This is a genomic window from Saprospiraceae bacterium, assembly GCA_016715965.1.
GTDB lineage: Bacteria > Bacteroidota > Bacteroidia > Chitinophagales > Saprospiraceae > Vicinibacter.
Map to the genome: position 1 here is coordinate 2,805,468 of JADJXG010000001.1, position 13,385 is coordinate 2,818,852.

9 protein-coding genes are annotated in these 13,385 nt (G+C 36.3%); 8 read left to right on the plus strand and 1 reads right to left on the minus strand.

The features are described 5' to 3' along the window. The first annotated feature begins 11 nt into the window (after positions 1 to 11). The 4 genes from IPM48_10660 (at position 12) to IPM48_10675 (ending at position 4,651) form a co-directional block, all read left to right on the plus strand. Complete coding sequence (locus IPM48_10660; GenBank protein MBK9272047.1) at positions 12 to 2,273, plus strand: CotH kinase family protein; 2,262 nt, start codon at positions 12 to 14, stop codon at positions 2,271 to 2,273. A gap of 4 nt (positions 2,274 to 2,277) precedes the next feature. Beyond that, on the plus strand, positions 2,278 to 2,739 hold the full coding sequence (locus tag IPM48_10665) for an OsmC family protein (GenBank protein MBK9272048.1): 462 nt from the start codon (positions 2,278 to 2,280) through the stop codon (positions 2,737 to 2,739). Positions 2,740 to 2,862: 123 nt separating this feature from the next. Next, complete coding sequence (locus IPM48_10670; protein MBK9272049.1) at positions 2,863 to 4,215, plus strand: vanadium-dependent haloperoxidase; 1,353 nt, start codon at positions 2,863 to 2,865, stop codon at positions 4,213 to 4,215. Beyond that, positions 4,181 to 4,651: a hypothetical protein gene (locus tag IPM48_10675; protein ID MBK9272050.1), complete on the plus strand. Its 471-nt coding sequence runs from the start codon at positions 4,181 to 4,183 to the stop codon at positions 4,649 to 4,651. Before IPM48_10670 ends, IPM48_10675 begins: the two co-directional genes overlap by 35 nt. Positions 4,652 to 5,067: 416 nt before the next feature. On the opposite strand, the gene IPM48_10680 is transcribed toward IPM48_10675, so the two are convergent. Then, on the minus strand, positions 5,068 to 6,330 hold the full coding sequence (locus IPM48_10680; GenBank protein MBK9272051.1) for a cation:proton antiporter: 1,263 nt from the start codon (positions 6,328 to 6,330) through the stop codon (positions 5,068 to 5,070). 2,636 nt (positions 6,331 to 8,966) lie between these two features. Here IPM48_10680 and IPM48_10685 point away from each other — a divergent pair. The 4 genes from IPM48_10685 (at position 8,967) to IPM48_10700 (ending at position 13,361) form a co-directional block, all read left to right on the plus strand. Beyond that, positions 8,967 to 10,256 (plus strand): site-specific integrase, encoded by a 1,290-nt coding sequence (locus tag IPM48_10685; protein MBK9272052.1) that lies wholly within the window; start codon positions 8,967 to 8,969, stop codon positions 10,254 to 10,256. 487 nt (positions 10,257 to 10,743) lie between these two features. After that, positions 10,744 to 10,968 carry an excisionase family protein gene (xisR, locus tag IPM48_10690; protein ID MBK9272053.1) on the plus strand — a complete coding sequence of 75 codons (225 nt, stop codon included), beginning with the start codon at positions 10,744 to 10,746 and terminating at the stop codon, positions 10,966 to 10,968. A gap of 57 nt (positions 10,969 to 11,025) precedes the next feature. Then, on the plus strand, positions 11,026 to 11,805 hold the full coding sequence (locus IPM48_10695; GenBank protein MBK9272054.1) for a DUF5131 family protein: 780 nt from the start codon (positions 11,026 to 11,028) through the stop codon (positions 11,803 to 11,805). Beyond that, positions 11,802 to 13,361: a hypothetical protein gene (locus tag IPM48_10700; protein MBK9272055.1), complete on the plus strand. Its 1,560-nt coding sequence runs from the start codon at positions 11,802 to 11,804 to the stop codon at positions 13,359 to 13,361. Before IPM48_10695 ends, IPM48_10700 begins: the two co-directional genes overlap by 4 nt. Positions 13,362 to 13,385 lie beyond the last annotated feature (24 nt).

The following is a 13,385-nucleotide window of genomic DNA, read 5'->3' on the forward strand; positions in this document are numbered from 1 at the left end:
AAAGTTGTAATATGAATTATGCAAGCCTTTTTTTTGGTTTCATTCTATTGGTTTTTTTGCCGACCGCAAAGGCTCAGGAATTTTATGATCTGGATGAAATTCAGACCATCCGCATCTATTTTTCATCAAGCAATTGGAAACAGCAAATGGATACGGCCAAAGCGGGAGAGGAAGGCTATACTTTGGCAGATTCAGTTATACTTAATCAGAAGAGGTTTTTAAATTGTGGTGTAAAATTTAAGGGGAACAGCACTTACTCCGTGAACAGGAATAAGAATCCTTTGCACATTAAATTGGATTTTGTAAATTCTGCGGATTATCAGGGCTACGATGACATTAAGCTGAGCAATGGATGGAGTGATAATTCGATGATCAGGGAGCCCCTTGCCTATTTCATTCTAAGACAATATATGAATGCTCCAAAAAGCAATTTTGCGAAAGTATATATCAACAATGCCTACTATGGCCTGATGCAGAACACTGAAGACATCGATAAAAGGTTTGTCATTAAAAATTACCTGAGCTCCTATAATACTTTTGTAAAATGCAATCCTGAATCAATCGGTGGAAGTATTGGCAATGGTTCAAACCTGGAGTTTTTGGGATTCAATAAAGCAAGCTATACCAGTAAGTATGATGTGGAGTCTGATACAGGTTGGTCAGCATTCATGGATTTATTGCATTCGATCAATCAGGATTTTGAGCGTTTTGAGCAGATTGTGGATATCGATAAGGTGATTTGGATGTTGGCATTCAACAATGTTCTGGTCAATCTGGACAGTTACTCCGGTTCTTTCAGACAAAATTATTTTCTTTACCAAAATCATCATGGCATCTGGATACCTACGATATGGGATCTCAACATGTGCTTTGGAGGATTTGCCACACCGGGTGGAATCACCTCGGTTTTAACCCCTGCTACCATGCAAACCATGCCGTTTAATTTACACCGCAATGAATCCGGCTGGCCATTAATTTTTAAATTGCTCAATGAGCCATATTATTACAAAATGTACCTTGCTCATATGAGAACCATTTTGAATGAGAATTTTGTACAGGGACAGTTCAAAGATCTGGCCAATCAACTGCACCAAATGATTGATCAGGAAGTTAAAAATGATCCAAATTCTTTGGTCGCTCACGATCAGTTCTCACGTGCACTGACCGAAAATACTCCGGGCTACAATGGTGCTCCTGCCTCACCCGGCTTATTTCCTTTAATGGATGGCAGAGCCAATTATTTGCGCAATGTTTTGTCGTCAACCCCTCCGGCAATTGAGACGCCCCTTGTAAATTCTGCGCGCAGTTTTATGAGCACTGTTACAATTTCTGCTCGTGTCACCAATGCAACCAAAGTATTTCTTTTTTACAGAAACAAATTATCTGATTCATTTATCAAACTTGAAATGAAAGATGATGGAATGCACGGTGATGGAATGGCAAATGACCAGATTTATGCAGAAAGTTTTCTTTTAAATTCCGCGACGGCACAATATTATGTATATGCAGAAAATACCAATACCGGCCAATTCATGCCGGAAAGAGCTGCCCACGAATTTTATTCGATTGATGCCATAACACGCAGTGCAACTGCTGAAGATTTGGCCATCAATGAATACCAAAGTTCTAACAATGACATCATTTACAATGAAAAAGCAAATTTTGCGGATTGGATCGAAATTTACAATAAGTCAAGTGATATTCTATCCCTGGAGGAAATTTCTTTGTCAGACGATCCTTCTAAAAATAAGAAGTGGAACTTTGGGGCAGGACAATATATTCTTCCCAATGAATACAAGCTGGTCTGGGCAGACGATGAAAATGCGAATTATCTGGATCCCCATACCAACTTTAAGCTTGGAAACAATGATGCATTTCTTTCTATGAGTCATTCCGGTAAAATTATTTACGCCAATACCTACGGATCTATTCCTTCGAACAAGTCTTTGGGTCGATGTCCAGATGGGACAGGCCGATTTTTTATCTTGGACAGAGCCACTCCAAGAGAAAAGAATGCTTGTGCGACAGATAATGAAAATCTTCAGGATATCCTCTCCGTCAAGATTTTTCCCAATCCAGCCACTTCTTTTTTATCCATAGAAAGCGAAGATCCTTTTCTGCAGACTGAGATCATTGATTTAGCCGGCAAGACATTGGTGAATAAAACAGATCAGAGAACCATTCCATTACAGGACTTTGATTCGGGGATATTTTTGATCAAAACAACGGACTCTTCCGGAAGAGCCAGCTGGTTTAAATTTTTAAAACTTTGACCAAATGAAGGCCATAGAGTATCGCTTGAAATTGGAATGGACCGGCAACCTTGGGAAAGGAACATTCGGCTACACTCAATACGACAGGTCCTACCGGGTGAGTATGGATGGCAAACCCGATTTAGATCTCTCTGCGGATGTGCACTTCAGAGGAGAACCAAACAAATACAATCCGGAAGAGATGTTGCTGATGGCAGTATCATCCTGCCACATGCTGTGGTATTTGCATCTATGTGCCGATGCAGGAGTCATTGTGATGAATTACATCGACAGACCGGAGGCCACCTTGACTTTTGATCAGAATGGTGTCGGAAGAATGGAGGGATTTGTCTTAAAACCGGAGGTGTCTATTTCACCGGACAGCAATGCCAGTCGCGCCATAGAGTTGCACAAGGAAGCCAACAAAAGGTGTTTTATCGCCAACAGTCTAAATGTGCCGATCCACCACAAACCTGTTGTACTGTAGTATTTATTTATTCCTGGGTCCAGTTGGATCGAAGGCCTTGTACCTTTTCAAAAGAGTCTATTTTGTGAATTGTAGAAATATATTATATTTGTAAGCTTATTGTAAAATTCAAAAATTCATTCTATGAAAACCAATTGGAATCAATTTTGGCTTATAGTTCTTTTTGTTTCGATGTTTTCTTGTGATCAAGAAACCGGAGATTCCATTCAAGTGGACGATTCTGTTGCTACTTATGGAGCAGAGGCAGTTTTTGAATGGTATCGCCTGGAATGCAGAATTATCAAAGAGACACCGGGGTTTTTCCCGCCGCAGGCAGCCAGGGCTTTGGGATATACCGGAGTTGCACTTTATGAAAGTCTGGCACCTGGTTATGAGAAGCCCATAAGTTTGGCCGGGCAAATCAATGGTCTGGACACGGATATGTTGCCAAAATTGGAGTCTGGTTTAAAATACCATTGGGGGCTAGTTGCAAATGCCTGCTTGTCTCAAATAAACCAATTGATGTTTGAAAAGAGAATCACGGAGGAAAATAAGACCAGGATAAATGAATTGGAGGACAAATGGGAGGATCACTATTCTGAAGGCCAAAATGCTGCGGTGATCAATCGGTCCGTAAGTTTTGGGAGGTCGATGGCTTTGGCCATATTTGAGTATTCTAAAACAGATGGCGGCCACGAACAATATATAGACCCTTTCCAACTTCCTTATACATGGCCGGTTGTACAAGGGGCTTGGATTCCAACAGGTCCGGCGATGAATCCGTTGGCCCCAAAATGGCCCTCAAACAGACCTTTTCTCACGGACAATATTCGCGAGGCGCAACCTTTGCCGCATGTCGCTTATTCAACCGATTCTGGTTCTGAATTTTTTAAAGAAGCACAGGAAGTTTACAATGTTGTTACCAAAGCCAATTCGGAGCAAAAAGAAATAGCGCGTTTTTGGGCAGATGATCCGTTCAATACCTGTACCCCTGCGGGGCATACTTTTAATATTCTTACCCAGTTGTTGGAGGAAAACAGATCCGATCTTGGAATGGCTGCGATTGCGTATGGACGATTGGGTATTGCAGAGAATGATGCGTTTATTGCATGTTGGAAAACGAAATATGATTATTTTCTGATTCGCCCTTTCAGTTATATAAGACAGAATATTGATCCCAATTTTCAGACGATCATTGGCACACCTCCTTTTCCTGCCTTCACTTCCGGACATGCTACAGAGGCAGCTGCAGGTGCCGCCATTTTTGCAGACTTATTTACGAATGGGGATGGAAACTATGCTTTTACCGATCGCACCCAAATCCAGTTTGGTTTTTCGATTCGAAATTACAACAATTTCTTTCAAATGGCTGCAGAATGTGCGGATTCAAGATTATTTGCAGGTATCCATTACAACATGGACAACCTCAATGGATTGAAAATGGGACGTTGTGTTGGGGATAATGTCAATAAAAAAATCCGTTGGCCCAATAATTAATTGGGCAAGAGTGAATGGAAACAATAGAATGAGGTTCATCTATTTTCTGGTATTTTGTTCATTTCCTTTCTTTTGGTTAAATTGCTTTTTAAAAGATAATACTGCAAAGAATAAAGCCGAGCTTCAAAAGCTTGCCTCCCTTTTTTGTAAAGCTGAAAACCTGAAAGAAAAAAGATTCAAGCTTGCGGCAGAATTCAATACATTCGGAGATTCTCAAAACTCTCTTCAAGATAATTATTTCAGCGGAGAGAGAAAAGACTCTTTGATGGAAATAATGAATGACTTGGTACAAGAGACTAAAGTGATTGCGGATTCTATTCTTTATGTCCAAGATAAGATCTATAAGGATCTTGATATTACTGAGCGGAAAAAAATGGATTCTTTGTTTTTGCATGAAGTGAGCATTTTATGTCCCAATCTTCATGCGGAGCAATAATGTATCCAATTGGGAAATTGCTTCTTGATATTGGAATAAATGTTTGGATGTCTGTATTTTCAGGTATGCATATTCAATGTTTATAATCTTAAATTGTCAAAAGGATCCATCCCTGGACAATCGCAACAAGCAAGCAAATCTGTTTGAAAATCCAAGCCTTTAAGATTTTATCTTTTGACTCAGTTCTTGATTCTAAATTCCAGAATATCTTTTTAGATGCTGGCCTTAGAAAAGAAATATTAAGTACTCTAAAAATCAAGGCCACTGATCCGCATTTCTGATCAACAAGTGTGGTTATCGACCATCGTTTACTTTTTAACCATCCCTTTGATAAAGTCGGTTCAATTGTTTTGTGAGATTCTTGAGAATGTTATATTCCTGCTTAGAATCGTGGAAAAATTGAAAAAGACCTAGGATTAGGATGCTTCATTTTTTGATGCAATATTTTGATCCAATTCTTTGCCAAATATAAAATCATAAAATGGAATGGTATATCCCTTTTTAAGTAGAAAAAACAATGCGACACAAAACAAAGTGCTGAAAAGGATGATTGCGAAACAAATGCTTTGAATGACAATACCATCCTCATGTCCTTCCTGGAGCGGAAGGGTGGCAATGACAGCTGCTCCAAGTCCCTTTGGAATCATGATGGACAGGGTTGCTTTGTCCAATAGCGGGGTGGATTTAGAGATGACAAGCTTGACGGCAAATATTCGTACTACGAAAAGGGCCAGGGTGATAACTGCCCCCCATAAAAGCCAGTCGAGTCGATTGATTTGAATGCTGACGCCGATAAATACAAAAAAGAAAGTACGCAACAGAAAGACCATTTCACTAAAAAACTCTTTTTCTACCTGAGGCAATACAATACTTTGATTGGGAATGATTTTTTCCAATAGTTTGGGTTCGAAGTATTGCAGGTTGCCAATGGCAATTCCAAACGAGAGTGCCGTCAGTGGGCCACTAAAATGCAGATATTCTGCAAGGCCGTAAAGAATAAACAGAAAGGCAGGGGTTGAAAATTTGGTTGTTTTCAGGGTGGGAAATTGATTGATGATAAATGACCAGGCAAACGCTCCGCCGATACCAATAAACAGTGCAATAATCAGGGAAGCAATAAACTGAGAAGCCACCAGATTGGGATCCACCTGCCCGGTGATCATTAAACCCAGAATGCTCAGTGGAACGGCCAGCGTATAAACATCGGTTTCAGCGGATTCAATGATCAGGGTGGTCGAAGTTTTTGGCCGAACGGCAATTTTGCGAACCAATCCCACCACCACAGCAGAGGAAGTTCCACCCAGGGTCGAACCGATAAAGAGACAAGTTAATACAGGCAGGTCAAAAATAATTTTACATAAGACGAAAATGCTGAGCCATGTCGTAAAAAATCCAACGGTCGTTATTCCGGCGGATTCTTTAAAGGATGATCGGACTTCAGAAAATTTTAAATCAGTGCCACTTTCAAAAAGTATAAATATCAATACCAAATTGCTAAACAGAGAACCAAATTTGCCAAAGGACAAAGGATCCACCAAATGAAAAACAGGACCAATTAAAATCCCTATGAGAATTAGACCCAATACATCCGGAATGCTTTTGCGCTCAAAAACTCCATTCAGATAGTGACCCCAGAAAATGAAGAGCCCAATAATAATTATGATCAGTGAAGTTTCCATCGTGAGGTCTTGGGTTTTAGTGGATTTGAATTTGATTTAATTTTATTATGAACTGGTTGTTTTGGCTTTTATTTTATTCATTTGACTTTCAAACTTAAAAAATTGCAACTTTTACACCAACTTTGATAGGATTCATGCTGTGGAAATTTGTTTATATAAACGTAATATTCAGTGAATAATATACATTTACTATTTCTCATGTATCATTTTAACAGATTTGATAAATGATTCAATTTTGAATGATATGGCTTGCAAACATTTCTGCTTTGGCCTTGTACAATTTCAATACAAGCATTTGCAATGGACAAAAATACACCAAAAGAATATAGATCAATTGACAAATTGAGATTTCGATTTTTTGAAAGCTACTATTCAATACAACATTTTGAGATTTTTGACTTAAAGGATTGAGTATCGGTGTTTTCGATTTAATTTGGGTTTTGGGATGCTGTCCAATATTGAGTTCGTAAATATTTTATAAACTTCCATGCAATATTACAGCTGTCCAAAATAATTTTTACAAATCAACATTCCCACTTTTTGTCGCGCACGACTGAACGATCCAAGCTAAAAGCTTGGTAGAGTGCGACAGCGCTCTAAGTGAAGGAGCCGCGAAAGCGGATAATTAAAGCAGAGAACTATCTTTGTTTTATCCCTTGCGCCTTGTGTCCAATTTGTTAGCAGGCCAAAAGAAAGTAACATTCATGAAGTTTGATAAACAAAGGAAATTTTTTAAATTGCAATAACTGTTATGGGGGTTCAATTTGATAATAACGGTTTAAAATTAGTATTCACTTGTAAATCACTGGTCACATATCAAATTTAAACTTATTTTGGACAGGTGTGATGCAATATATTATCAAAAGGGAGCTGAAGTGACTGCATTTGTTGTGTCACCCATGGGTAGAGAACAGCAAAGGCGGTGACATGAATTTCTTTTACCCAAAGCAATGTTTGCGAGGAAAGTTAAAATGGATTTGATAGTAATATTAAAGAATATTTATGTTCACTTAAATAGGAGTAAATTCACATGAGTCCAATTTTATATTGCATCAGAAGAGTGATTACTGCAAAGAATACTAAAAATGATCAGGGATTGCTTGATGCAGAAGCGTATGCCAATTTTTTTCATCTTTTGTTTTCTTTCAGATTTTTATAGCGAAATTGATATTAGGATCTTGCATCAAAATTTCTTTTCAATTGCATTTTGATCAAATGCTGGAAGATCATTCAAAAATAAATGGGTAAAACCAATAAAATTAGAATTCTTTTATACTTCCCTAATCACAAAATTCAGAACTATCGTTTATTTTCTTTAAATCTTATCATTGTAAATAATTATCCTTTTCCTGTCAAGAGCAAAAAGAAATATATTGTAATACATGAAAACCATAAAGATAGTCGGCAGATCTATTTCACTGAGCAGTGTTTCGGGATGGCTTGTACTAATTTTATTGATCTCTCTCCCATTTCATAGAGGTCATTTGGATTGAGTAGATGATATTGGATTTAGCAATTATCCTGTTAGGGTAAGGTATAAGGCTTGAAGAAAAGATATCCGTTTAAAGCACTGAGTTTCATAGATTCTTTATTTGCCCAGGAGCGATCAGGAGGGATGGGGAAATTATAAATTCCTTTAGTAATTTGAGCAATTTAAGCCAGGTTTTGCAAGTAATCTTTATAAGCAATTGAACTTACTTAGAAGAAATTTCTACCTGCCGGGTATTTATTGTTGTCTTTGAGTATGGTCTATTTTGTAAATTTAAAATTTGAATTTAAAGTAAATTCGAATTTGAAACAGACATTGGCTCTGGCTTCTTGGCCTTCCGGGTGGTTCGTTTGACCAAATATATGCACGGAGTCAGGAGCAAGTACCCAAATTCCTGAAAGTAATCAACACCCATTTCGCAACCATTCGCAAGCTCCGCATTGTATTTGATGCCTTAGATATGAAGCTATTCTCTAAAAACACCGATACCTTTGGAGCGGCATGGGATACGTTTTAGCAGACTTTAGAAAGTGGTCCCACCTGGGCTTCACGCCTCTGGCGTGATAAACTTCTCGCCCAGGCAAAATTAAATTTTCAATAAAGTGGTCCCACCTGGGCTTCACGCCTCTGGCGTGATAAACTTCTCGCCCAGGCAAAATTAAATTTTCAGTAAAAGTGGTCCCACCTGGGCTTCACGCCTCTGGCGTGATAAACTTCTCGTCCAGGCAAAATTAAATTTTCAGTAAAAGTGGTCCCACCTGGGCTTCACGCCTCTGGCGTGATAAACTTCTCGCCCAGGCAAAATTAAATTTTCAGTAAAAGTGGTCCCACCTGGGCTTCACGCCTCTGGCGTGATAAACTTCTCGCCCAGGCAAAATTAAATTTTCAGTAAAAGTGGTCCCACCTGGGCTTCACGCCTCTGGCGTGATAAACTTCTCGCCCAGGCAAAATTAAATTTTCAGTAAAAGTGGTCCCACCTGGGCTTCACGCCTCTGGCGTGATAAACTTCTCGCCCAGGCAAAATTAAATTTTCAGTAAAAGTGGTCCCACCTGGGCTCGAACCTCAATATATTATTAAACACTAATGAACAATAACAAACACATTATCAAATAAATATAAAAAATACAGAACTTTAATTGTTTATTCGTGGTTATTAAAAGACGTTATTCTGTTGCAAAAAAGGAGGCAAATAGGGTGGCAAATTTTAAATCATCAATGTTTTTTATGGGTAAAGTGAGAGTAGTTATTAATAAGTCAAAGAAGGATCAAATGGGCTTGTGTCCTTTAAAAGTAAGAGTGACCCAAGGAGGAGTTAGAAAAGAGATCTATTTGCCAGATATAAAGGTAAAGCCAAGCAATTGGGATTCTACCAAACAAAGACTGATCAATGATCCAATGCTAAATGTTAGAATTCAGAATACCATTATGAAGCTTAATCAGGAAATAAACAAATGTCTTGCCCAAGATATTCCAGTCTTACCTGTAGACATCCTCCAAAAAGTCCAAAGTGGTACTATTAAGGCTACAGCTCCGGTATTAAATGCTGTTGAGTACTGTCAATCCCATTTTATGAAAAATTTATCTTTAGCATATAGCACAAGGAAAACTTACAATAGTTTTATAAAGGTACTTAAGGAATTTGATCCCAAAATTACACTGGATAAAATGGATGTAAATTGGGCTTCTAGATTTAAAGAGTTTCTTTTAAAAGAAAAGAAATTAGGCTTATACACTATAAATACAAGACTAAAGCATGTTAAGAGTATATGCAAACATGCGTATGATAACAAGGTTATTTTAAAATACCCACTTGAAGGGTTTAAATTATCTAAAGCAACTTCTAATAGGGAGCATTTGTCCATGGAGCAACTTAGAATATTAGAGTCCATCGCACCTGATGGAACTCTAATTAATACTTACAAAGCTTTTCTTTTTAGCTGCTATACAGGATTGAGATTTTCTGACTTAGCTACCCTCACCTATAAGAACATATTGATTTTACAAAAATCCACCGTTCCAGAATACAGGCTCCAATATCAAATGAGTAAAACTGGAAAGCAAATGAATGTGATGCTGTGTCAAAGAGCCTTGAAAATGATAAACATCAATAATGTTGGTAGTGAACTAATGGTATTTGATTTTTTATCACCCAATGATTTGGCCAAAAGCTCAGATAAAATGGCAATGAAAATTGAATCAGCCAATGCTCTTGCCAATAAGAGATTAAAGATTATTTACCAAGATGCTGGGATAAAGGATCATTTGTCTTTTCACTGCGCAAGGCACACTTTCTTTTGTATAGCCCTTGAACTAGGGGTTGACTTAATGAGCTTAAAGGAGCTTGGTGGCCATAGTGATTTAAAGGTAACCCAGGAATATCTTAAGGTAACAGACACTCGTAAAAATGAAGCAATGTCAAAATTTGATTCAATTTAATATTGATCGCTTAGCAGGAAAATTCAAATATTAGAATTGAATAAATTATTGATTTCATCTCATTTTTTAATTTTAGATTGTTATTTATTAATACATTATGTATTATGAAAATAAATATATATACTTTGTAGTATACTTCCCTTTACCTTTGAAGAACTTTGGTGCAATTGTTATCAAAGTGAAACTGATTTCTCTTGCCAAATATTTAAAAGTGCAAATATGAAATCTTAATCTTGGAATAATAATAATATGGTCTACCAAGATTAATGAAAGACCAGTAAGTTGTTCCTTAAGTGGAGGTAGTTACGGATACCTTTTTCTGAGGACTCCTGAAGGTGACAGTTTCCAAATAATAGAAGAATTTATTTTGTGGTTAATTTTTATTAGCGGTTAACCCTATGGTATTAAATGATAGAAGAATCTGGCTATTTATTAATACCATATAGTAAGGCTGATGTTTGATTTTTTAATTTTTTAAATAAATATTATGTTTTTGAAAATGTTGTCACCTGAACAAAAATGGATTAGTCAGGAGTATGCTATGGCCAAAACAGGCCTTAAAAGGACCACTCTTTATTTAATGCGATTACGCAATTTAATAGAGTGGAGCAAAGTGGGTAGGAAAGTGTTTTACAATAACCAAAGTATTGATGAATTACTAGATCGTAATTCAAATGAATTTAATTTTAAAACCAAAAATGATGCAAAATGAAAAAATTTAGACATATGCTTGAAATAGATTTTAATCAATTAAAAAAAGGAGGTAATAATGATTAATACAAAAATTCCATGGGCTGAACATACATGGAATCCATGGATGGGATGTGTAAAAATGTCAGCTGGTTGTGATTATTGTTACATGCATAGAATTTTGGCAAAAAATGGAAGTAATGGTTCTATAGTGAGGCGAACTAATCCTAAAACATTCAATAGTCCAATTCAAATACTTAGAGGGTCCTTAATTTTCACATGTAGTATGTCTGACTTTTTTATTGATGCAGCAGATCCATGGAGAGATGATGCTTGGAAAATTATTAAAAATACACCTCATCATACATATTTAATTCTCACAAAAAGAGTAGGAAGAATTAAGAATCATTTACCTTCTGATTGGGGGAATGGATATCCAAATGTAATACTAGGCACTTCTATAGAAGACCAAGCAGTAATAAACAGAATGGTGGTTTTGTCAAATCTTAAAACGCCTGTAAGTAGTTTCAAGCTATTTATAAGTGCAGAACCATTAATTGGTCAAATAGATTTTATTCAAAATCCAACACTTGAAGCTGCATTTGTGAAAATAGATTGGATTATAGCAGGTGGTGAGTCTGGTGATGCACCAGTAGGGACTCCAAATGTACCATTCTGTTACAGACCTTGTGACTTAAAATGGATTGATAAAATAATTGGAGATTGTAAGCTACACAATATGCCATTTTTCTTAAAACAAGTAGGGAATCATCTTGCTAGGGTACACAAACTTAAAGACAAACAAGGTGGAAATATTAATGAATGGGATCCAAATTATCAAATAAGACAATTTCCATGAAAGTATTATTCCTTACAAAACAAATAGGAGCAAAAAATACTCCTAACAAGAAAGTTAGCATAAAGGATGTTACAGCAATAGTAAATATTCCTAGTAACTTGGAAATAAGGGGGCTCATTAGAGAGTCCCCTATTCCAGTTAAGCATTGTTCTGAAAATCTTAATCAACAGGCGGACAAAGTAGCATATTTAATTTCACAGATAATAGATAGGCAAGCACTTAAGAAACAAAGTCAATTAGGTGTTGAATATGTTAGAATGAATTCAAAAATTATGCAGGAAACCATAAGAGATTATGATATTTATCTAAACTGGATGGTGAAAAATGGGATATTGGATTGGGACCCAATTTATATTCTAGGTGGGCATTCTAGAGGCTATAAACTAGGATTAAAGTACCAACAAAAGGGTATTCAGAATCATGTGATTACTTACCCTGTATTAGTTAATAAATTAGGAAAGGGAAATATTGATGCTCATTCAAAACAAAAATACCCAAAGCTGTTACATGATCTTAAGAGCTTAACAATAGAAAACTATAAAGGTGTAATTGAGGAGACAAATATTGGAAAATATAAACAATTGGCTTACAAAATCTCTGAATCAGAAATAAATGAAGAAATTAAAATAAAGGTTAAAAAGAGTGTGTACATTGGAATGAATAAAAAACAGTTGAAAAATGCAATTCACAAGCGTGCTATTGATAAAATTAGCAGCTGGCAAAATGCACTTTGTAAAATCAATGAGAAGCAATTTTACTTCAATCAGGACAAGACTTCATCTAGATTACATACCAGTGCAGTATCCATTAAAAAAGAGCTTAGAAAGCACCTAATGATAAATGGTCAAAGATTAGTAGCCTGTGATATAAAGAATTCCCAACCATATTTCAGCACTGGCTTATTTCTAAATCCTAAAAAATTTGAAAATATAATATTAGATTCAATACACCATTATAAAGGAACAAATCTAGATTGGGTATATGAAGCAGTCACCAATATGTTAGTAAAATTTGAAACTAGAATATTTCTTGATTCAACTAGGAATTATATCGATTTTGTTGCAAGTGGTGAATTATATGAGTTTATGGCTAAAGAATTATCAGTTTTAACTAATAAAAAATGGTCCAGAGAAGCAGCAAAATTGGAATTGTTTAAGGTATTATTTAGCCCACCTAGGTATAAAAATATCCTTGGTAGAAAAATTATGAAAAAGCATTTTCCTGAAGTTTTAAGGTTTTTTACCCTTATAAATTACGGATTCAGAAAAACTAAAGCTCAAACTTCCAATTTAAAGAATTATAGAGGTAATAGATTATCAAGAATTCTTCAAATTATGGAAAGTGAAACTGTCCTGGATGTTATTTGCAAAGAGCTGGAAAAATCTTATCCTAATATTCCTTTAATAACTATCCATGATGGAATTGCAACTTCTATTGGAAATCAGTACATTGTTAAGTCTATTATGGAGAGAATTCTTGAAGAGGAAGTAGGGATTGCTGGTAATGTAGAAATTGAATGGGATAAATGGGGAATTGGCAGATACCCTGCATATTAATCCTGATCTTAACCAATGGTTTAT

Excerpts from the sequence above, each read along its gene's own strand:
- IPM48_10660 (MBK9272047.1), top strand. The coding sequence starts at position 12 with ATGAATTATGCAAGCCTTTTTTTTGGTTTCATTCTATTGGTTTTTTTG.
- IPM48_10665 (MBK9272048.1), top strand. The coding sequence starts at position 2,278 with ATGAAGGCCATAGAGTATCGCTTGAAATTGGAATGGACCGGCAACCTT.
- IPM48_10670 (MBK9272049.1), top strand. The coding sequence starts at position 2,863 with ATGAAAACCAATTGGAATCAATTTTGGCTTATAGTTCTTTTTGTTTCG.
- IPM48_10675 (MBK9272050.1), top strand. The coding sequence starts at position 4,181 with ATGTCAATAAAAAAATCCGTTGGCCCAATAATTAATTGGGCAAGAGTG.
- IPM48_10680 (MBK9272051.1), bottom strand. The coding sequence starts at position 6,330 with ATGGAAACTTCACTGATCATAATTATTATTGGGCTCTTCATTTTCTGG.
- xisR (MBK9272053.1), top strand. The coding sequence starts at position 10,744 with ATGTTTTTGAAAATGTTGTCACCTGAACAAAAATGGATTAGTCAGGAG.
- IPM48_10695 (MBK9272054.1), top strand. The coding sequence starts at position 11,026 with ATGATTAATACAAAAATTCCATGGGCTGAACATACATGGAATCCATGG.
- IPM48_10700 (MBK9272055.1), top strand. The coding sequence starts at position 11,802 with ATGAAAGTATTATTCCTTACAAAACAAATAGGAGCAAAAAATACTCCT.